This window comes from Salegentibacter sp. UBA1130 (assembly GCF_002311535.1).
GTDB lineage: Bacteria > Bacteroidota > Bacteroidia > Flavobacteriales > Flavobacteriaceae > Salegentibacter > Salegentibacter agarivorans.
Window position 1 is genome coordinate 98,292 of sequence record NZ_DCAP01000038.1, and the last position, 21,485, is coordinate 119,776.

At 37.7% G+C, this 21,485-nt stretch carries 20 protein-coding genes and 1 pseudogene; 8 read left to right on the forward strand and 13 right to left on the reverse strand.

The genetic code is table 11. From position 1 onward, the window contains the following. Positions 1-43: 43 nt before the first annotated feature. The 10 genes from B4F31_RS15390 to B4F31_RS15435 all read right to left on the reverse strand — a co-directional run bounded on the left by B4F31_RS15390 (position 44) and on the right by B4F31_RS15435 (position 10,529). On the reverse strand, positions 44-298 hold the full coding sequence (locus B4F31_RS15390) for a hypothetical protein (RefSeq protein WP_075325283.1): 255 nt from the start codon (positions 296-298) through the stop codon (positions 44-46). A gap of 114 nt (positions 299-412) precedes the next feature. Further along, positions 413-1,162 carry a tetratricopeptide repeat protein gene (locus B4F31_RS15395; protein ID WP_075325284.1) on the reverse strand — a complete coding sequence of 250 codons (750 nt, stop codon included), beginning with the start codon at positions 1,160-1,162 and terminating at the stop codon, positions 413-415. 1 nt (position 1,163) lies between these two features. Next, positions 1,164-2,918, reverse strand: a complete 1,755-nt coding sequence (locus B4F31_RS15400; protein WP_075325285.1) for a BatD family protein — start codon at positions 2,916-2,918, stop codon at positions 1,164-1,166. Between the two features lie 58 nt (positions 2,919-2,976). Next, a complete protein-coding gene (locus tag B4F31_RS15405) occupies positions 2,977-3,867 on the reverse strand; it encodes a tetratricopeptide repeat protein (RefSeq protein WP_286761702.1) in 891 nt (296 codons plus the stop codon). Positions 3,868-3,925: 58 nt separating this feature from the next. After that, on the reverse strand, positions 3,926-4,972 hold the full coding sequence (locus B4F31_RS15410) for a VWA domain-containing protein (protein ID WP_075325287.1): 1,047 nt from the start codon (positions 4,970-4,972) through the stop codon (positions 3,926-3,928). A gap of 20 nt (positions 4,973-4,992) precedes the next feature. Further along, positions 4,993-5,997, reverse strand: coding sequence for a vWA domain-containing protein (locus B4F31_RS15415; RefSeq protein ID WP_075325288.1), 1,005 nt, complete (start codon positions 5,995-5,997; stop codon positions 4,993-4,995). Beyond that, positions 5,997-7,631: an LPXTG cell wall anchor domain-containing protein gene (locus tag B4F31_RS15420; RefSeq protein WP_286761703.1), complete on the reverse strand. Its 1,635-nt coding sequence runs from the start codon at positions 7,629-7,631 to the stop codon at positions 5,997-5,999. Before B4F31_RS15420 ends, B4F31_RS15415 begins: the two co-directional genes overlap by 1 nt. A gap of 6 nt (positions 7,632-7,637) precedes the next feature. After that, complete coding sequence (locus B4F31_RS15425) at positions 7,638-8,504, reverse strand: DUF58 domain-containing protein (RefSeq protein ID WP_286761704.1); 867 nt, start codon at positions 8,502-8,504, stop codon at positions 7,638-7,640. Positions 8,505-8,570: 66 nt separating this feature from the next. Next, on the reverse strand, positions 8,571-9,575 hold the full coding sequence (locus B4F31_RS15430) for an AAA family ATPase (RefSeq protein ID WP_093304656.1): 1,005 nt from the start codon (positions 9,573-9,575) through the stop codon (positions 8,571-8,573). Positions 9,576-9,710: 135 nt separating this feature from the next. Continuing rightward, positions 9,711-10,529, reverse strand: coding sequence for a DUF4382 domain-containing protein (locus B4F31_RS15435; RefSeq protein ID WP_286761705.1), 819 nt, complete (start codon positions 10,527-10,529; stop codon positions 9,711-9,713). Between the two features lie 153 nt (positions 10,530-10,682). On the opposite strand from B4F31_RS15435, the gene B4F31_RS15440 reads away from it, so the two are divergent. From B4F31_RS15440 to B4F31_RS15455, 4 genes are all read left to right on the forward strand, one after another. Continuing rightward, on the forward strand, positions 10,683-11,432 hold the full coding sequence (locus tag B4F31_RS15440; RefSeq protein ID WP_286761706.1) for an SDR family NAD(P)-dependent oxidoreductase: 750 nt from the start codon (positions 10,683-10,685) through the stop codon (positions 11,430-11,432). Between the two features lie 175 nt (positions 11,433-11,607). Beyond that, positions 11,608-12,744: an ATP-binding protein gene (locus B4F31_RS15445; RefSeq protein ID WP_286761707.1), complete on the forward strand. Its 1,137-nt coding sequence runs from the start codon at positions 11,608-11,610 to the stop codon at positions 12,742-12,744. A gap of 1 nt (position 12,745) precedes the next feature. Then, on the forward strand, positions 12,746-13,474 hold the full coding sequence (locus tag B4F31_RS15450; protein WP_075325295.1) for a metallophosphoesterase family protein: 729 nt from the start codon (positions 12,746-12,748) through the stop codon (positions 13,472-13,474). A gap of 164 nt (positions 13,475-13,638) precedes the next feature. Then, on the forward strand, positions 13,639-14,643 hold the full coding sequence (locus B4F31_RS15455; protein ID WP_075325296.1) for an acyl-ACP desaturase: 1,005 nt from the start codon (positions 13,639-13,641) through the stop codon (positions 14,641-14,643). A gap of 160 nt (positions 14,644-14,803) precedes the next feature. On the opposite strand, the pseudogene B4F31_RS18175 reads toward B4F31_RS15455, so the two are convergent. The 3 genes and pseudogenes from B4F31_RS18175 to B4F31_RS15470 all read right to left on the reverse strand — a co-directional run. Then, positions 14,804-14,908, reverse strand: a pseudogene (locus tag B4F31_RS18175) (YkvA family protein); the annotation flags it as partial. A gap of 463 nt (positions 14,909-15,371) precedes the next feature. Further along, positions 15,372-16,925, reverse strand: a complete 1,554-nt coding sequence (locus B4F31_RS15465; RefSeq protein ID WP_286761708.1) for an aldehyde dehydrogenase family protein — start codon at positions 16,923-16,925, stop codon at positions 15,372-15,374. A gap of 61 nt (positions 16,926-16,986) precedes the next feature. Continuing rightward, a complete protein-coding gene (locus tag B4F31_RS15470; RefSeq protein WP_075325299.1) occupies positions 16,987-17,529 on the reverse strand; it encodes a 3-hydroxyanthranilate 3,4-dioxygenase in 543 nt (180 codons plus the stop codon). Positions 17,530-17,730: 201 nt separating this feature from the next. On the opposite strand from B4F31_RS15470, the gene B4F31_RS15475 reads away from it, so the two are divergent. The 4 genes from B4F31_RS15475 to B4F31_RS15490 all read left to right on the forward strand — a co-directional run bounded on the left by B4F31_RS15475 (position 17,731) and on the right by B4F31_RS15490 (position 21,477). Beyond that, positions 17,731-18,807 carry an isoaspartyl peptidase/L-asparaginase family protein gene (locus B4F31_RS15475; protein ID WP_286761709.1) on the forward strand — a complete coding sequence of 359 codons (1,077 nt, stop codon included), beginning with the start codon at positions 17,731-17,733 and terminating at the stop codon, positions 18,805-18,807. Between the two features lie 128 nt (positions 18,808-18,935). After that, positions 18,936-19,778, forward strand: coding sequence for a phospholipase A (locus B4F31_RS15480; RefSeq protein ID WP_286761710.1), 843 nt, complete (start codon positions 18,936-18,938; stop codon positions 19,776-19,778). Positions 19,779-19,848: 70 nt separating this feature from the next. Next, a complete protein-coding gene (locus B4F31_RS15485) occupies positions 19,849-20,337 on the forward strand; it encodes a GbsR/MarR family transcriptional regulator (RefSeq protein WP_057480989.1) in 489 nt (162 codons plus the stop codon). A 15-nt stretch (positions 20,338-20,352) separates the two neighbouring features. Next, positions 20,353-21,477, forward strand: a complete 1,125-nt coding sequence (locus tag B4F31_RS15490) for an efflux RND transporter periplasmic adaptor subunit (RefSeq protein WP_286761711.1) — start codon at positions 20,353-20,355, stop codon at positions 21,475-21,477. Positions 21,478-21,485: the final 8 nt, after the last annotated feature.

Here is a 21,485-nt window from a genome sequence, read left to right on the forward strand (position 1 = left end):
AATTGCAGATAGTTCTTAAAAATCCAGAAAAATTTAAATTAGATTATGCGTTTTTGGGTGGGGGAAAGATCACGTCTAAAAATACTACAGGATAACTTTCAGTATAGAAATCTTTGGTATAATCCTGCTCCTGAAGAAAATGAATACTGGCGTAATTAGTATTTTGCTCTTCAAAATTAAATTCCAGGTTAATCTGGTTTTTAGAAGAACTTTCTTCTTCATTTACATTAAAAGCAAAAGAAACATCTACAGAATTATCTATATAGGCAACAATGCTAGGCGTTGCTAGAAATGCCATAAAAATAAAAGTTAGAATGTAGACCGGTGTTTTCACAGCGACAAAAATAACAAGAAATGCGTCTAACTAGCAAAAAATACTCATACTTTAATGTTAAACTAATATCAATAATTTTTATAGTCGCTTTAAATTATTATTTTCTGTCCAGCCCTGGGTGCCGTTAGATAGTTCTAATTTCACCCATCCCTGGTAGTCTTCAAGCACTTTAGCTTTTGTACCTTCATGAAGGCTGAAAGCAGTCTCGGCCCGAGGGGAAGGTTCATTTTTTACGGCCGCTTCTTCAGTAAAAATTATAGCGAATTGATTGTTGAATTGAATCTCCTGTTGCTGAAATGCAAAGAATACTGAAATTCCTCCAAGTAAAAATATGAAGATCGCAAATCCAAACAAAGTTCGTTTTATAAGCGGTTTTCTACTGAAATAATAAAATAAAAAGAGCACTACAAAGATTATGGAGAAAGCAATAGAAAAATAAGCCCAGGTATTATAAGAAAACGTAGATAGAAATTGATTAATTTTTTTTTCAAAACCGGTTTCCTCTACCACAGGAATATCATCTATGGTCATACTACGTGCAAATTCTATATTATTTTGCACATCCTCATCTGTAGGATCTAACTGTAATGCTTTTTCGTAATAATATATACTTGGGGCTACATTATTTAATTTATAATGCGCGTTTCCAAGATTATAATAGGTTGCTACTGAAGTTTTTCCATTTGCCAGGATTTCTTCATATTTGGCTATGGCAGTTTCAAAATCATCGTTTGCATAGGCCTCATTTGCTTCTTCAAAAAGCGTGGGCTTTTGTGCCAGAGTCGTGGCCGAAACAAATACCAGAAAAATTAACATCAGCTTTTTCATACTAAATCTCTTTATCCAGTTTTGAAATTACTTTTACAGCTTTATCGTAATCTTCCTGCTGCGCAGAATTTGACGCTGGGGTGTACCTCGCAAACTCGCAGCTTTTTAAAACCTCAATAAATTCTGCAGAAGTTTCATCGGGAACATTTTTTTCCTTCAAAATTTCTAAAATGCGTTCTTTACTCATTTCAGAAGTTTGAATATGAAGTTTCGCTTTTAAATAATTGTGCATTGCACGCTCTAAAGATTCATAAAAAGCCTGCTGATCGCCAAGGTTCTTTTTGGCTTCAGAAAGGTATTTTCTTGCCAGTTTATTCGCTTTTTTAAGTCGGTTTCCATGTACATCGGCGGCAATGGCTTCTCTCTTTTTTCCGAATAAAATAAAGAGCGGAATAGCTGCAAAAGGCAAAAGTAACGATCCCCAATAAGTCCACGACCTAAAAAAGGCTTGTTGCTCTAACGGCCTAAGATTGGTTTGGGTTTTTATAAACCTAAACTGTTCTGAAGGTAAATTAACCGCGCGCTTACTGTTTTCTGCAATTCTACCACCCGAAGTACTAACCGGACCTTCTTCTACATCTATTAAAATTTCCTGGGAAGACAAACTCTTATAAGTTTGCGTTTTTGGATCAAAATATGAAAAAGTTAATGGCTGAATTGGATATTGACCTTTTCTGGTAGGCACAATAGTGTAAGAATCTATAATACTTCCCTGTTTTCCATTTAAAGTAGTGGTAACGTTTTCGGTTCTTTGTGGATCATACATTTCAAGTGAAGATGGTACCTCAAGCGAGGGTAATTCAAATAAATTTAAGTTCCCATTTCCTCTAATTTCAACCTTTGCTTCCAGGGATTCTGAAGCATCCAGCTTATCTTTAGTGGTGCTCACATCTAAACTAAATTGTCCCACGGCGCCGGTGAAACCAGCAGGTTTCCCTTCGGGCAATGGTCTTACATCGACTGTTCTAGTGCCCGCAGCAACAGTTTTATTTATAGTTTTATAAATTCTACTGCCAAAAATGTCACGCCTGTCACTTGGTACATCTACCGAAACTGACAGAGTAAGTGGTTCAAGCTCTAATTTACCGGTTTTCTGGGGATAAAGCACCGCCTTTTTAAGTACTACATAGCGATATGGCTCTCCCTGATATTCCCCATTTTCCGGTCTTAATTCCCTTATTTCAATATTCTGACTCCAAAAATCTGAAAACTTAGGGCTATCTACTTCCCTGAAATTGCTCACGCTAATTCGCGGACTCACAAATAACTTATAAACCACGGTTATCCCTTCGTTTAAATAAGGATTGGGATTGGACACTTCAGCAACTAAATGCAGGTTATCTGAAGCTATAAGATCTGAATTATCACCATCGGTTGGCTGGTCTACCGCAGCGGTAACCTGGATATCTATAGGGGTGGTTTTATAAATCTTGTCGTCTATGGTAATTTCAGCCTGGGCAATGGTTTTGCTTCCGCGGGAATTGGGCTGTAAATAATAAGAATATGTTTTTGAATATGTACGATCCCCATTAATCCAGCGATTACTCACCGACTGGTTTGGGCCGCCTACAACGGTAAAACCATCAAAAGAGGGAGGACGAAAATTATCGCCATCCTGGTTCATTTCAAAATCTACCCTAAGGCGTTCGTTTACCCCAAGTTTGTCCTTGCTCACTTTTGCTTCGAACTTTACCTGGGCCTGTAAACCAAAGCCGGTAAATAATAAAATGCTAAGTATTAAAAACTTCACCTTCATCTATAAAATTCCTTTCTTTAAGATAAGTATGATTTTGGAAAGAAGTGTATCAAAAATTTTACCAATCTTTTTCAGATTGCACTTTGGCACCTTTTTGTTTTTCCGCATTTACTTTATCCTGCACCTTTCTTTCTTCATTATTCATCGCTTCCAGTAAACTCTGAATTTGCTCTGGAGACAATTGTCCCTGCGCGGGTTGAGGCTGGCCTTGCTCTGGTTGCTGCTCTTCCTCTTGCTCGTCGCCCTGGCCATCTTGCTGCTCCTGATCATCCTGGTCGCCTTCCTGTTCTTCCTGATCCTTATCCTGTTGATCCTGATCACCTTCATTATCTCCCTCACCATCCTGATTCTGCTGCTCCTGGTTTTCCTGTTCCTGGTTTTGATCTTGATTTTCCTGATCCTGATTTTCCTGATCTTCATTCTCATCATCGCCACCATCCTGGTTATCTTCCTGGTTTTCCTGTTCCTGTTCCTGTTCCTGTTCCAGCATCTTTTTAGCCAGGGCTAAATTATAGCGGGTTTCATCGTCAGTTGGGTCGTTTCTTAAAGCATCTTTATAGGCATCTACCGCTTCCTGATACATTTTTTGCTTCATATAAGCATTTCCCAAATTATGGTTGGCTTTGTGCCTGGCAGTTTTCGTGTCTGCAACCTCAGCCGCCTGTTTAAAACGTTGTGCAGCCTGTGGTGCATTTTCACGGGTATAATACATATTTCCCATATTATATCGCGCGTCTGCATTCTCAGCATCTTTGGTAATAGCTTTTCTATAAGCCGCCTCGGCTTCCGGGAAATTATTTTCTCCTAAAGCAACATCAGCTTCCTGCATAAATTGCCGGGCTTCCTTTTGGGCTTTTTCTTTTTCTTTATCACTTTGTTGCTGGGCTAATACCGGAAGTCCAAGTACCAACCCAAAAAACACACATAAACTAACTCGAAGAAAGCTCAAGGATAAATTTAAATCTCGATTATCGAGTAATATGTTTGCTGAAAAACCTCTCATTGAATCACTCCTCTGTCTTTCTTTTTTCGTTGAATAAATTAAGCTTCCTTATCCAGCCGGTCTTGCGTTCTAACATAAATACATCCAGTAACAGCAATAAGATTGCCAAACCAACAAACCACTGAAACTGCGATTTATAATCGGCAAATTGTTTTGCTTCAAATTCTGTTTTTTCAATGGTAAGCAACTCTTCCTGAACTTTTTCGGTTACTTCAGCAGTTATACTACCATCAATATATTCTCCATTTGTTTCGCTCGCAATTTGCTCTAGAATTGCCGGATCAAGTTTTGTAATTACGGTTTCGCCCTGGTTGTCCTTTTTATAATTCTGCACCACTCCATTCCTTTTAATAGGAATTGGTCCTCCCTTGGTGGTGCCTACACCTATAGTATAAATTCTAATCCCGGCTTCAGCGGCTCGTTCCGCCATATCTTCAACATTACCCTGGTGATCTTCGCCATCGCTTAGAATAAACATCACCCGGTTGGTTTGTTGGTTATCGTCAAAAAAGCCGGTAGCTAAATCTATAGCATCTCCAATGGCGGTTCCCTGCGAGGAAATCATATCGGTATTTAAACTTTCCAGGAACATCTCTGCCGAGCCGTAATCTGTAGTAATTGGCAACTGCGGAAAAGCGCTCCCTGCATAGGCGATAATTCCCACGCGATCGCTTCCCAGGTTGCCTATTATTTGTCTTACCAATTGCTTCGATTTTTCTAATCTATTGGGCGCAATATCTTCGGCCTCCATACTTTTAGAAACATCTACCGCAAAAACAATATCCACACCTTCGCGTTTTACTGTTTCTAACTGTGAACCTAATTTAGGATTTACAAGGCCAAAAATTAAGCTGGCAAAAGCGCCAAGGATGAGCAATAATTTTAAAACAGGCTTAAATGCCGATTTGTTTGGGGATAAAAAACTTAGAAGCTCGGGTTTGGCAAACCTTGAGCGTGCACGCTTCTGCCAAAGCCTAAAAATAAGGTATAGCAAGATTACTACCGGAAGGAGTAGTAAAAGCCATAAATATATTTTTTCTTCTAAGATCATTAAAACTTTCTTTCTAATTTTTAAATAAAGCCTCTAAATACTGTATACCGCAAGATTATTTCAAAAAGTAATAATCCTAAAGCCAGTAAAGCATAAGGCCTAAATTTTTCGGTATAATTATAATACCTGAATTCTTCTATTTCAGATTTCTCCAGGCTGTCTATTTCTTCATAAATCTCTTCGAGGGTTTCATTATTGGTAGCTCTAAAGTATTTCCCGCCGGTATCTGCAGCAATTTGCTGCAATAAAGCTTCATCTATCTCTACTTTTTGCACCCCATATTGAAACTTTCCGTTAGGCAAAATATTTACTGGAGTTAGGGCATTTCCATTACTTCCCACGCCAATTGTATAGACTTTAATGTCGAATTCCACAGCGAGCTCGCTGGCTATTTTAGGATCTATAAACCCGGAGTTATTTACCCCGTCGGTTAATAAAATGATCACTTTACTTTCGGCATCACTATCTTTTAAACGGTTAACCGAAGTTGCCAAACCTGAACCAATTGCCGTTCCGTTTTGTAATACATTACTGTATTCAATTTCTTCAATGGCTCTTAAAGCAATACTTTTATCGCTGGTAATGGGCGTTTTTGTAAAACTTTCTCCAGCAAAAAGCACCAAACCAATCCTATCTGTAGGCCTATTTTCTATAAATTCAGCTCCTACTTCCTTTACAGATTCCAGTCGATTAGGTTCAAAATCGCGGGCCAGCATACTTGCCGAAACATCTATAGCCATTACAATATCTATACCCCTAATGTTGCTGCTTTGCGTGGTTACATCTACCGTTCTTGGACGGGCCATTGCAGTTATTAACAGGGCCAAGGCTAGTAAGCGTAAGACAAAAAGTATAGGTTTTAATTTTGAAAGCAGCGATTGCTTTACCTTAAAACCTTTTACACTAGACATTCTAAGTTCTGGAGTTTGCTGCTTTCGTTTCCAGAAATACCAGGCCGTTGCCGGCAGAAGCAGCAAAAGCAGCCAGAAAAATTCTGGATTTTCGAATGTATAATTAGCAAACATCAATTAGACTGATTTCTTAATTCTATAGAACTTTCTACTCGTTGTAATATTTCTTCGGCATATTTATCATCCTCATCAAAAACTACCATAACCTGCTGAAATCCGCCATTTTCTCCCAGGTTTATAATAGCATATTGCTTTTGAATTGGGCCGCCGGTAATTGGATTTTCAAGATTAAAAGTTCCAAAAACCTTAATTCCCTTGGCGCTATCTAAAGTTGAAAATTCTTCTTCTTTCATAATAATATTACGGGCTCCCTGGTTTTCCAGGTTTTCATAAATACCGTCTACTGCCTTATCAAGGTTAAAATCACTTTGCGGATTGACCGGCCCAGTAATTAATAAAATATATAAATTACTCTCCAGTGTTCCAGAATCAAAAGTTTCACTTCCCAGAAGCAATTCCTGTAGCTCATTGTCCCAATCTACAGCCTTTCTTACCAGTACCTCTGGAGTGGTTATGGTTACACTTGGTGTGCCGTATTCACTTCTAATCCAGTCGCCCTCCAGCAATTCTTTGGTCTCATTTCCCAAAACCGAATCTTTTACATAATCAAATCCTCTGGTATTTACCAAAACCACTATTACAATAATTCCCAGCACCAACACACCACCAATTATGGCCAGAATTTTATTTCTTCTTTTTCTTCTTAATTTCTCTGTTCGGTATTTTTCATCCTGCATCAATTCTTCCTCGGTTGGCTCAGGAACTACCTGGCGAATGTCTTTTATAAGATGCTCGGTTTTAGTTCTATCACTTTTTGCGGTAATTACATCGGGGCGCGAATTAGCAAATTTGGCTAAATCGGCGCGTTTTAATAATTGCTGAAAATTATCTATAGATTTATCTTTTAAACTTAATTCTCCCGCTTGTTTTCTTAATTCCAGGTACGCAATAAGTTCTGAGGTTGTACTCTCCAGTGCCCTATCGTAAATTTTTCTGTCTAAATATTTTCTAACAATAAAGGCAAGATTTGAGTAATATTCCTTGATTTCCCTGTCTTGCAACAAAGAAGAATTATCTAATTGTTTTAACTCGAACATGGCCTGCTCGTAAGGTGGTAATTCGGGTTCTGCTTCTTTTCTTTTCTTTCTTCTTCTAAAAAAGTAAAAAGCAAGTCCAAGAATTACTAAAGCGGCAAGTAACCACCAAATCCAGTTCGGAATACTAAAAGGTTTTGGAACATCTACCGCCGGTTTTATAGGATACATTTTCTGGCGAGTGGTATCCACCTTCACATCGGCAACCTCAACTCTAAAAGAATCGGTTAAATATTCCCTATTTTGAATAATAATTTTTTGCTGCGGAATAGTATATGCACCGGAATCGAACTGCGTAAGCGAATATTTCTTTAAAAGCCTGAAACGATCTTCAACTGTGGTAGTATCGGCCCCTAAAGATTCCACCATTTCCATTGGGTCAAAAGTTTGGCCCTCAGGGAAAACTACCAAATTGGTAGAATCAGTTTCTACTTCAATACTATAAATTATTTGTTCTCCAATTTTTATGGAAGTTGAATCTATGCCAGCATTAATTTGAGGTTGCTGGGCGAAAGCTGAAAAAGACAACAACAAAAAAAGCAACAAGGCCGCCGCTTTAAAACTATTTAATGTTGTTGTAAATCTATTATTCATTTGTTTCTAACCTCTTCTTTTAAAATAACCCAGTAATTTTTTCACATAACTCTCGTCAACACGATTGTTGATAACGCCAGCTCCACTTAGGGTAAAACTTTCGTTAAAATAAGCCGCTCTTTCACGATAATATTCTGCATAATTTCTTCTAACCGATTTAGAGCCAGTATTTACCGTAACATATTCCCCGGTTTCCTCATCCAACATTTGTACCAATCCTAAATTTGGAATTTCCTCCTCAGCCGAATCGTAAACCCTAATTCCTGTAACATCGTGTTTATTGCCCGCAATCTTTAAAGTTTGCTGGTAATGGTCGTCCATAAAATCTGAAAGCATAAAGACAATCGCCTTTTTCTTCATCACATTAGAAAGGTATTTTATGGCTACCGCGATATCAGTTTTTTTAGATTGTGGCTTAAATTCTATTAATTCCCTGATAATTCTAAGCACGTGATAACGCCCTTTTTTAGGCGGAATATAAAGCTCTATTTTATCTGAAAAAAGCATCAACCCAATCTTGTCGTTATTTTGAGTAGCCGAAAAAGCTAAAGTTGCAGCAATTTCGGTAATCACATCTTTTTTAAGCTGATTTTGTGTTCCGAAGAATTCTGAACCCGAAACATCTACCATAAGCATCATGGTAAGTTCACGTTCTTCTTCAAAAACCTTTACAAAGGGCTCATTGTAGCGAGCGGTAACATTCCAATCTATACTTCTAACATCGTCGCCAAATTGATACTGCCGCACTTCACTAAACGTCATCCCACGACCTTTAAAAGTAGAATGATATTCCCCGCCAAAAACGTGATCGCTCAAACGCCGGGTTTTTATTTCAATCTTTCTTACTTTTTTTAAAAGCTCTTTGGTATCCATCAGGAAGCGGTTGTGTTTTTACACAGCAATTATTGGAAAATGCGAAAATTAAGTGAATTACAAGGTTTATGGAACTTCAATCTCGTTCACTATTTTATGCACAATATCTTCTGAAGTTACATTTTCGGCTTCAGCCTCGTAGGTAATTCCAATTCTATGGCGAAGCACGTCTAAAACCACGGCTCTAACATCTTCTGGAATTACATAACCACGACGTTTTATAAATGCGTAACATTTTGAAGCTCTCGCCAGGTTAATACTTCCCCTTGGAGAAGCGCCAAAACTTATTAAAGGTTTTAGATCTTTTAAATTATATTTTTCAGGATTACGAGTGGCAAAAATAATATCAAGGATATATTTTTCAATTTTCTCATCCATATAAACTTCCCTGGCAGCCTGTTGTGCACGTAAAATTTGCTCAATGCTCACCACCGGATTCACTTTCGGAAATTCCCCTTTTAAATTGGCGCGCATAATTAACTGCTCGTCGTTAATTTCGGGATAATCAATTACGGTTTTCAGCATAAAACGGTCTACCTGGGCTTCAGGTAAAGGATAAGTTCCTTCCTGCTCTACCGGGTTCTGCGTGGCCATTACCAGAAACGGTTTATCTAAAATAAAAGTCTCTTCGCCAATGGTTACCTGCTTTTCCTGCATGGCTTCCAGTAAAGCCGATTGTACTTTGGCTGGAGCCCGGTTAATCTCATCTGCCAGGACAAAATTTGCAAAAATGGGTCCTTTTTTAATACTGAAATCATTCAGCTTCATATTGTAGATCATAGTACCCACAACATCTGCAGGCAAAAGGTCTGGAGTAAACTGAATTCTACTAAAGCTACCGTGAACGGCTTGAGAAAGGGTATTAATAGCCAGGGTTTTTGCCAAACCGGGAACACCTTCCAGCAAAATATGGCCCTGCCCCAATAAACCAATAAGCAAGCGCTCCATCATATGCTTTTGCCCTACTATTACTTTATTGACTTCAGTATTTAGTAAATCTACAAAAGCACTTTCCCTCTCTATTTTTTCATTTAAACTTGCAATATCTACAGAGGCGTTGTTATCTATCATTTTATGCGTATTTAAGACCGTGAATTCGAGGCCGCAAATTGGAAAATTATTAGCGTTTCTGCTGTTAATGTATGGTTAAAAAACAAAAAAGCGGCTAAAAATAGCCGCTCTTTTTTTATAAGGGAAATCTTTTAATTATTCCAAATAAATAGTTTCAAGATCTTTTGCTTTCCCCTTTACTACTTCTACATTGTCTTTGGTAATGGCATCATACCCAGTTTCGGCATCTGGAGTTACAATAACTTTATAAGTTCCTGCCGGCACCCCGTGCAGCGCAAAATTCCCATCTTCGTCAGTATAAGCCGAAATAGTATGGCTTGCATTCTGGGCTTTTACCAAAGATTTTCTCTCGTTGGGATGTACTTCGCCTACAATAGAACCGGTATTGGCCATAGCAGACATTCTAATTACAGGTTTAAGGATGTAACCTCCATTACCGGTTGTCACGATAGATTCGTCTACATCAAAATCCAGAAGGTATTCATAGCTTTCTCCTGCTTCCAGCTCTTGCTGAACATTTAATTTTAATCCAGATTGTTGTGCACTTGGGGTAGCCATAGGATTCTCTTCTCCCTCAATTACCACCACATTGTCTGGTCCTAAAACCAGTCTTATTTGATCAAGATAACCTGCAGGAATTTCAACATCGGCCAGTAATTGTGATACCCCGCCGGTTAATTGTAAAAGGTCATAACGGCCAGTTTCTACATTAGAAAGGCTTTCCCATTCGGCTTCTTCTTCGCCAACGGCGGCCTCTGTTTTAATCATTACATCTTGCACATCTACCCAAACTTCATCGTAGTCTCCGGGGGCATCTGTCATTCTAACCGTTAATTGGGCGTTGCCTTCTTCCACTCCGTTTTCATCATCATCACTACAACTGGTAAATCCAAAAGCAACTACTGCCGCAAGCAATAAGCTTTTTAATTTTAGGTTCTTCATCGTTCTTTTCATAAATAGGTTTATTAATTGTTTAGAGAGGAAAACGCAGCATCATTGAATAAATTTTATCCAGATGCCTAGATTAACTAAATTTAACAGGATTTTAAATTGCATTTATACATTTAAGCTAGTTTCTTGTAGAAGCTTTATAACTTAGAAAAACTTATGAAAACTGCACTAATTACCGGCGCCACCAGTGGAATTGGAAAAGCTACCGCCAATGCTTTTGCAAGAGAAGGCATTAATTTAATTCTCTGTGGAAGAAGGGAAGAACGTTTAGACGAATTAAAAAAAGAGTTATCAAAAAGAGTCGCGGTTTATACTCTTTGTTTTGATGTTCGTGACAAAGCTGCGGTTTTTGAAAAAATAAATGGACTTCCAGAGAAATTCAGCAAAATTGATATTCTAATAAATAATGCCGGAAACGCACACGGTTTAGACCCCATACAGGATGGAAATATAGACGATTGGGATGCCATGTTAGATATTAACGTAAAAGGCTTGCTGTATATTAGCAAAGCAATTTTTCCAAAAATGATTAACCAGGGAACCGGGCATATTATTAATATTGGATCTACCGCAGGGAAAGAAGTCTACCCTAACGGAAATGTTTATTGTGCAAGCAAATACGCCGTAGATGCCTTAAACCAGGGAATGCGCATAGACCTCAACAAACACGGAATTAAAGTTGGCGCCGTAAACCCGGGACTTACTCAAACAGAATTTAGCGAAGTAAGATTTAAAGGCGACACCGAAAAGGCAAAAAAAGTTTATGAAGGATTTCAAGCTTTACGCCCGGAAGATATCGCTGATATAATCAGGTTTGTGGTCACCAGGCCTTACCACGTAAATATTGCAGATTTAGTAGTGATGCCAACCGCGCAGGCAAACAGCACTACGGTGAATAAAAATTAATATTTCTTGAGATTTACATCCTGCAAGGTTTTAAAAACCTTGTAGGATTAGTTTTTGGAACACACTAGGAATAAAAATATTGAAAAGTGATATGGTTTAACTCAGATATCTAATGGAAAAAAGAATAGATAATAATTAAAGAGATTTCCGTCTTCACGGAAATGACAAAGTTAGTATGATTAACAAACGGCTTTTAATAAAAAACTTACTCGCACACAACGACGAGAACAGCTTTTATGATAAAAAGCTGAAGCTTAATATTGGCGAACGCGAAGGAAAAGCCAAGTTTTTAAAGCACGTTTGCGCACTCTCAAATTCTAATCCTAAAAATAATTCTTATATCGTTATTGGAGTCCAGGATGAAGATAACCGTATTGTTGGCACCGATTTTTTTGACGATAGTAAAATTCAAAACCTGGTGAATGCTTATTTAAGTAATCCGCCATTAATATCTTATGAAAATATTCCTTTTCCGCATTTGCCGGGAAACCTTGTGGTTGGCCTGGTGACCATTAAGCCCAACCACGGAAAAATATGCTCGCTTAGAAAAAACATTTGGAAATATTATGGTGGCTCGGTTTTTCTTAGAGACGGGAGCATTAGTATGCCCAAGGTTTTTGATATTACTATTAGCGATGTGAATTCAGAAGTGGTAAATTCTATAGAAAACCATTCCCATAATAATATAGAATTAACCCTGGACGGGGTGTTTGATTTTCTTCAGAAGAGAAAAGATTATAACGCCACTTATAAAGTTTTTAAAGAATATTTTGTGGTTTGTTGGGCCGGAAAAAAGATTCAGGTAAAAAATGAAACATTTTACTCCCGTGTAGATATAGAATTAATAAACGAACAGGTGAAATTGTTTTATTCAGATTTGGACCAGGTGAGTATTAGCCTTACCGAAGAACAATTTAAAATCCTGGAATATGTACAATTGGGACTGCACGATAAATACCAGTTTTATCCCTTAGAAGAGGTAACTATTCGTTTTAAAGACAGCGTGAGTTATGAGATAGAAAGCAAATTGCTATTTGAGCCACCAGAATTCGACAAGAAAACACTTTATCATATATACAACACAAACAATAAACTTCTGGAAAGACTTAAAAAGAAACTTCCGTTAAATAAACAACAAATAAAAGATCTCAAAAATTTGCCTTCAACTTATTTACTTTGTTATTTAAATAACTTTGCACAGGCAATAGACAAACTGGAAGAAGCCAAACCATTTTTAAAAGAATACAGCCAGGAAGTTTATAATTATTATAAGGAAAGTATGCGAATTTTAAGAAAAGTAAAATACAATTAATATGGGTAGAAGTATTGCCATTGGAGACATTCACGGCGGATTAAAAGCATTAATACAACTGCTTAAAAAAATTGAAGTCACCCCAGACGATGAACTAATTTTTTTGGGCGATTATGTAGATGGCTGGAGTGATTCGGCAAACGTGGTTTCCTATTTAATAGAATTCGCAAAGCAAAATACCTGTATTTTTATACGGGGAAATCATGACGATCTTACTCATCGCTGGCTGGAATCTGGAGAGCTTAATGAAAAGTGGCTGGAGCACGGCGGGCAATCCAGTATTGATGCGTATAGAAATTTTTCTTCAGAAGAAATAAAAGCGCATATCGAGTTTTTTAATCAGATGGTTAATTATTACGTAGATAAAAAAAACAGGCTTTTTGTGCACGCGGGGTTTACAAATCAACATGGTCCCGAACAGGAATACCACGATACCGGATTTTACTGGGATAGAACCCTATGGGAAATGGCACTTTCTTTAGATAAAAATATAAAGCCAGATGATATAAATTACCCAAAGCGCCTAAGACTTTTTGATGAAATATTTATTGGCCATACCCCGGTTACCCGAATTAACGAAGATGTCCCGGTAAAAAAAGCAAACATTTGGAATGTAGATACCGGCGCTGCTTTTATGGGAAAATTATCGGCTATAGATGTAAATTCAAAGGAAATATGGCAAAGTGAGCCAGTTTTTAAGCTATATCCCGAGGAGGAAGGTAGAAATTAAGACGATTTTACCAGAAAACGCCTTTACTCTTTATATCTTTGTACTTTAATGATTTTGAGTTTTATTTAAGCTGAATTATATTAGTAAAAACTAAAACACAGTTTTTGTAGCATAATTATAAATCCCAGCAGGGTTTCTAAAATACCTGCTCCAATCCACATAAAATGGCCCTCGATAATATTAGATTAGAAGTAATGAACACCGTTGAGAAAGAGGTAGACGGTTTCATTGAAAAATACCTTATCCCGGTAGAAGAAATCTGGCAACCTACAGATTTACTTCCAAATTTACAGGGAGAGGATTATATGAATGAGCTTACCCAAATTAGGGAAGAAGCAAAAGAACTTGAATACGATTTTTGGGTAGTTTTAGTTGCCGATATGGTTACCGAAGAAGCCCTCCCAACCTACGAATCTTGGCTTATGGACATGGAAGGGGTAAAACAACACGGTAAAAGCCGTGGTGAAGAAAACGCCTGGTCTAAGTGGGTTCGTCACTGGACCGGAGAAGAAAACCGCCACGGAGATACGCTTAACAAATACCTTTACCTCTCTGGTAGGGTAAATATGCGTGAAATTGAAAAAACCACACAACATTTAATAAATGATGGTTTTGACATTGGAACGGGGCGTGATCCTTATAAGAACTTTGTATATACCAGTTTCCAGGAATTGGCAACCAATATTTCGCATAAGCGTGTTGGCCAGTTAGCTAAGAAAAAAGGCAATAAAATGCTGGGAAAAATGTGTAATATTATTGCCGGAGACGAGATGAGACATTATATGGCTTACCGGGAATTTGTAAAAACCATCTTTGAACACGATCCCAGCCAAATGATGCTGGCTTTTCACGATATGATGAAAAGAAAGATTGTTATGCCAGCTCAGTTTTTACGTGAAAGCGGACAGGGAATTGCCGAAGCTTTTGAAAACTTCTCTAACGCAGCCCAAAGACTTGGCGTATACACCACTTACGATTATATTGAAATCCTTGAAAAACTAAATGGATACTGGGAAATTGATAAAATGCGTTCCCTTACCGATGAAGCTGAAAAAGCCAGGGATTATCTTATGAGATTGCCCGATAGAATGCGAAGAATTGCAGACCGTATGGCTGTTCCGCAAGATCAGCATATCTTTAAATGGGTTGAGCCTAACGGAAGAATTTAAGGCAATTTGTCTATAAAAAAATTAGACCCCACAAGTTATGAAAACCTGTGAGGTCTTTTTTTTTGAATTTATTCGTGAGAAATCTTTAAAACTACACTTCCTGTTTCTTCCAAATTTTATAAGAAATTAGATCTTTTTCTATGAGATTTAGACAAAAAGCAACTACCGCAGCATCGTCTAAATAACCAATAATTGGAATAAAATCGGGGATTAGATCTATGGGCGAAAGTACATAAAGAAGAGCGCCTCCAATAGCTGCAATTACGTTAAAGGGTACTTCCCTGTAATTCCCGTTCGCATAATCTTTTAGCAAACTAAAAAGTATTACCGCATCATCCAGATAACGCTGTAATTTTCCTTTATTTTCAAATTTAGATTTTATCGCATCTTCATCTTCCAGTACATCATCTATATCTTCTTCTTCAAAATCGTCCTGAAGCTTTTTATGCTCTTTCTTAATTGTTTCGTTATCGATTTTACTCATTGTCTATTTTTTTGATGACCACAAAATATAAAATTATTATTGAAGGTTTAATTAGGGAAATGCTAAAATCTGAGAAAAAACAAACCTCACAGATTTTAAATGCTGTGAGGTTTTGTTCATAATTCCAATTAAGCTACTCCGTCATTCTTTCCCGAAACTGCGGATTATTTCAGAATCTAAGTTTTTTATAATCTACACATTAGACCCTGAAACAAGTTCAGGGTGACGATTCTATTATTAAATACTACAAATCGAATTTAATACCCTGCGCCAATGGCAATTCAGTGGTATAATTAATAGTGTTGGTTTGACGTCTCATATAGATTTTCCACGCATCAGAACCAGATTCTCTTCCGCCTCCGGTTTCTTTTTCACCGCCAAAAGCACCGCCAATTTCAGCACCTGAAGTTCCAATATTCACATTTGCAATCCCGCAATCTGAACCTTCAACCGAAAGAAAACGCTCGGCTTCCCTTAAATTGTTGGTCATTATTGCTGAAGAAAGTCCCTGCACTACCCCATTTTGTAATTCCAGAGCGTTAGAAACATCTCCGGAATATTTCATAATATAAAGCACCGGCGCAAAAGTTTCGTGCTGCACGATCTTAAACTCGTTCTTTGCTTCGGCAATGGCTGGTTTCACATAGCATCCGCTTTCATAACCTTCGCCTTCCAAAACACCGCCTTCAAATAAGATCGTACCGCCTTCTTCTACAACTTTATCTAAAGCGCTTTGATAATTTTTAACCGCATCTTTATCAATAAGCGGCCCCACGTGATTATTTTCATCTAATGGGTTTCCAATACGCAATTGCTTATAAGCTTTTACAATAGCATCTTTTACTTTATCGTAAATAGATTCGTGAATTATCAATCTTCGGGTAGAAGTACAACGCTGCCCACAGGTTCCTACGGCTCCAAACACCGCACCGATCACCGTATTTTTAATATCGGCATCTGGCGTTACGATTATCGCGTTATTTCCTCCTAATTCAAGAAGTGATTTTCCTAACCTTGCGGCCACGGCCTGGGCAACTATTTTTCCCATTCTAATTGAACCGGTAGCCGAAATTAACGGCACTCGTTTATCGTTGGTCATCATTTCACCAACTTTATAATCGCCAGTGATTAATGAAGAAATCCCTGCAGGAACATTATTTTCAGCAAAAACTCTTGCTGCGATATTTTGACAGGCCACAGAAGTTAACGGAGTTTTTTCTGATCCTTTCCAAACGCAAGCATCTCCACAAACCCAGGCTAAAGCGGTATTCCATGACCAAACCGCTACGGGAAAGTTAAATGCCGAAATAATTCCAACTACTCCTAACGGGTGGTATTGCTCATACATTCTATGCCCGGGGCGTTCAGAATGCATGGTTAATCCGTGTAACTGGCGGGAAAGTCCCACTGCGAAATCACAGATATCTATCATTTCCTGAACTTCGCCCAAACCTTCCTGGTAAGATTTTCCCATTTCGTAGGAAACCAGTTTCCCCAAAGGTTCTTTTAATCTTCTTAATTCATCATTGAACTGGCGAACCACTTCACCACGCTGAGGTGCCGGCCAGGTGCGCCATTCTTTAAAACCTGCAGTGGCAGTAGTAATTACTTTTTCGTAATCTTCTTTGGTGGTGGCTTTTACTTTTCCAATTAAAGCACCGTCTACCGGAGAATAAGATTCAATTACTTCACCACTACTAAAAAAATCTTTTCCGGTAGAAGTTCCATTATTGGTTTCCTGTAAACCAAGATCTTTTAAAGCTTGTTTAATTCCGAATTTTTCTGCTATTTCACTCATTAAATTGTAAATTTTATCTGTTCTTTTGTGTGTTTTCTGCTAAAATAATAAAATTTTTATGCTATTCCGTTTCGGCTACAAAACGCTCATCTACCGGCATTACTTCCCCGCAATTATCACAGGTACGTAATTCTTTACTTCCGTAGAAATGTTTAAAATGCTTTAAAAAATCTTTTTCAATATCTTCTAATGGAAAATAAACTTCATATAATTTATGGTTACAATTATCGCAAAACCATAATAGCCCATCTTTGCCTTCAAGTTGCACGCGTTTTCGCTCTACAACCAGCCCAATAGAACCTTCTTTTCTAACCGGCGAATGTGGCACTTTTGCGGGATGCAAATACATATCTCCAGGACTTAATTTCATCGTTTTTTTCTTACCATCTTCCTGAATATGTACTTCAATTTCGCCTTCCAATTGATAAAAAAGCTCCTCGGTTTCGTTATAATGATAATCCTTGCGCGCATTTGGCCCTGCAACCACCATCACAATATAATCTTCAGATTCTTTGTAAAGATTTCGATTGCCCACCGGCGGCTTAAGAGATTCCCGGTTTTGGTCAATCCATTTATTAAGATTAAAAGGTTTATTTACTGCCATGATTTCTAATTTATATTCCTTAAAATTACAACTTAAAGCTTAGACAAATGCCCCATTTTCTTATCTTTTTGGGCACCTTAACGGGCTATACGCTACAAGTCCTCGTCGCCTATCGGCTCCTGTGGGCTTTACGCTGCTATCCCTGGCGCAAAATAAAAAACTTAACAAAATGCGTATCTTCGACTTAAAATCACACTCAATATGAAAAAAATATTCCTTTTATTCAGTCTTTCTCTCTTTTTAGCCTGTAATATTTCAATTGAAAAAGATTCAGAAAAAAATGAATCCCCCGAAGCTGAAAAAGTTCAGGATTCCGTAGGCAATTTTGGGATTGTTATTCATGGTGGTGCCGGCACAATTCTAAAAGAAAATATGAGTGATTCTCTGGAACAGGCTTACAAAGCCAAGCTGGAAGAAGCCATAAGAACCGGGCACGAAATTTTAGCAAATGGCGGTACCGCGATAGAAGCCGTACAACGAACCGTAAATGTGATGGAGAATTCGCCGCTATTTAACGCAGGGAAAGGTGCCGTTTTTACAAATGATGCCAAAAACGAACTTGATGCTTCCATAATGGAAGGAGAAACTCTAAATGCAGGTGCAGTTTCTGGAGTAACTACTGTGAAAAACCCTATAAATCTCGCCTGGGAAGTAATGAAAAATTCAGAGCACGTAATGCTTTCAGGGAAAGGCGCCGAACAGTTTGCTAAAGAACGAAATTTGGAAATTGTAGACCCAAAATATTTTTATACCGAGAAACGCTTTAAAAGTTTAGAACGTTTAAAAGCAAGAGATTCAGAAAAAACAGAGTTGGATCACGATAGCAAAACTGCATTTGTAGATCCGTTTATTAAAGATTCTAAATTTGGTACGGTTGGTTGTGCCGCTTTAGACAAAAATGGAAACCTTGCCGCAGGAACCTCAACCGGCGGAATGACTAATAAAAAATGGGGACGTATAGGAGATGCACCCATAATTGGCGCAGGAACTTATGCTAATAATAAAACCGCAGCGATTTCAGCAACCGGCTGGGGAGAGTTTTTTATACGGGGCGTGGTAGCCTACGATATTTCAGCAATGATGGAATATAAAGGAATGAGCCTTGCTGAAGCTGCAAAAGAAGTAATTCAAAACAAAAATCCCGAACTGGGAGGAAACGGTGGCATCATTGCTATAGATCGTAATGGGAATGTTTCCATGGAATTTAATACCGCTGGGATGTACCGTGCAAAAATGAACCAAGACGGCGACCTGGAAATAGGAATCTATAGCGAATAACCTTTGAAATAAGATCTTTACAAGCCCAACCTAAACGGTTGGGCTTTTTTTTAACTCAATTTTAGAATTCGTTAGTTCGGAGAATTCCGAACTAATTATAATTTTGCAAACTTCTAAATAATTTACAAATGAGAAATAAGTACGGTGTAATTCTAATATTGGTCTTTATATTCTGTTATGGAGAGGTTTTTTCACAACGTTTATCACGTGAAAAAATAAACGATACCATAGAAAATATGCCCACTTTTTCTATTCATAAGGATAATTATTTTATCACGGGAATTTCTACAAATAAAGATCTCAATTCTAAATCTGCAGATGCAAAATATCAAATTAGTTTTAAAGCATTAATTACGCGTAATACCCTACCGCTTGATACCTACTTGTTTCTCACTTATACCCAAAAAGCTTTTTGGAATATTTATGAGTTTTCAAGCCCCTTTCGCGAACTTAATTTTAATCCGGGGGTAGGCTTGGGAAAACCAGTATATAATAAAAATGATGATTTGGCCGGAATGGCCTATTTACAGTTGGAACACGAATCTAACGGGCGGGATAGTATTTATTCCCGAAGCTGGAACTCTCTTTCTTTAAGTTATCACACCCCGATAAATAAAAACCTTTTAATTAGTGTAAAAGGCTGGTTGCCATTTAAATATAAAAAGGATAATCCCGAGCTAATTGATTATGTTGGCTACGGAAAAATAAGCCTTACTTACAATTTAATTCCAGAAAAATTACTGGTAGATCTTATGCTTAGAAAGGGAATTAAAAACTGGAATGGAACGGTGCGCACCAGGTTTCTTTATAAACCTTTTAATTCTTCTAATTTCCAGGTAATGCTGGAGTGGTATAAAGGAAATGCAGAAAGCCTTATTAATTTTGAAGAAAACCGAAGTATGATTCGCGCAGGCTTCGTTCTAAAATCAGACGAATTAAACTTCCTAAAATCGCTTCCCGATGCAATTTAACAAACCTTTTAGAAATTTGGTTCGGGTTATTCGGAACTAAATATTAATTTCGCGCCTTCAATTTATTAAAATGAACAATACGGACTTACAAGCACAAAAAACACGTTTAATTGAAAAATTGGGCGTTCAGTTTGAAAAAGAGCATCAGTTAGCTCCGGTTGCAGCCAGGATTTTTGCCACGCTTATTGTTACCGGTAAAAAAGGAATCACTTTTGAGCAATTGGTAAAAGATTTAAATGCCGGAAAAAGTACGGTTTCTACTCATTTAGAACATCTTCAAACAACAAACCGTATTGAATACTACACAAAATCTGGAGACAGAAAGCGGTATTTTATTGTAAAACCCGACCTGATGGAAAACCATATTGATGAGCTCACCGCGAAGTGGGAAGCTCAAAAATGTATTCATAAAGAGGTTCTGGAATACAAGCAAAAGAGCAACGAATTGAATAAAGAAGATCCGCCTTTTGATATGGAATTTCAAAAAAGCCTGTTAGACTTTTTAGATGAAGCAACGGCAGCGCTTAATAAATTAAAGAAGAACATCAACAACCATTAATTACAATAAAAAGCAATGAAAAAGATAATTTATTTCAGTCTGTTTATAGGTGCTGCCGTTTTCACTTCCTGTTCTAACGGGAAAGAAGAACAGCAAGCAGCACGGGGCCAGGGTGCACAACCACTCCCGGTATTAGAAGTACAAACAAAGACAGTTACCGGTTTCACTTCCTATCCTACCAGTATAGAGGGTGTGGTAAACAGTCAGGTTAGAGCAAAAGTTTCTGGTTATATCACAGATGTTTTAGTAGATGCAGGAGAAAAAGTAACAAAAGGACAAAGGCTTTTTAAGCTTGAAACAGAATCTTTATCGGGTGATGCTGAAGCTGCCCAGGCAAATGTAAATGCCGCCCGGGTTGAAGTTGAAAAACTAAAACCTTTAGTTGAAAAAGATATTATTAGTGGAGTACAACTACAAACCGCAAAAGCACAGCTCTCCCAGGCCCAGGCTAACTACAACAGTATAGCTGCAAATATTGATTATGCAAATATTAAAAGCCCGGTAGATGGTTATGTAGGTAATATTAATTTTCGAAATGGAGCACTTGTATCTCCCGGAGACCCTACACCGCTTACTACGGTTTCCCAAACCGATGAGGTTTATGCGTTCTTTTCTATGAACGAGAAAGATTATATGAGTTTTCTTCAGGAAACTTCGGGCAGCAGTATAGAAGAAAAGATATCTAATTTCCCAGATGTAAGTTTAATTCTGGCCAATGGTAAAGAATATGAACAAAAAGGGAAAATTCAAACAATTTCTGGACAAATTGATCCTTCAACAGGTACAGTAACCTTCAGGGCCAAATTTCCTAATCCAAATCAACTATTATCTAACGGTAATAGTGGTAAGATTCGAGTGCCACAAACTTTTGAAGACGTAATTGTAGTACCCGAAATCTCAAGTTATGAGCAACAGGGAAGAACTTACGTTTACAAAGTTCAGGGTGATAGTTTGGCCGTTTCTACACCAATCACAGAAACTTCAAGAGTAAATAATCTTATTGTTGTTGCTTCCGGCCTTAAAAAAGGCGATAAAATTGTTGCTCAGGGCGTGGCAAAACTAAGAAACAACACTCCAATAAAACCGCAAGAAATTCCTTTTGATAGTATTGCGAATTCTATTAATACAGTATTTAAATAAGACTTTAA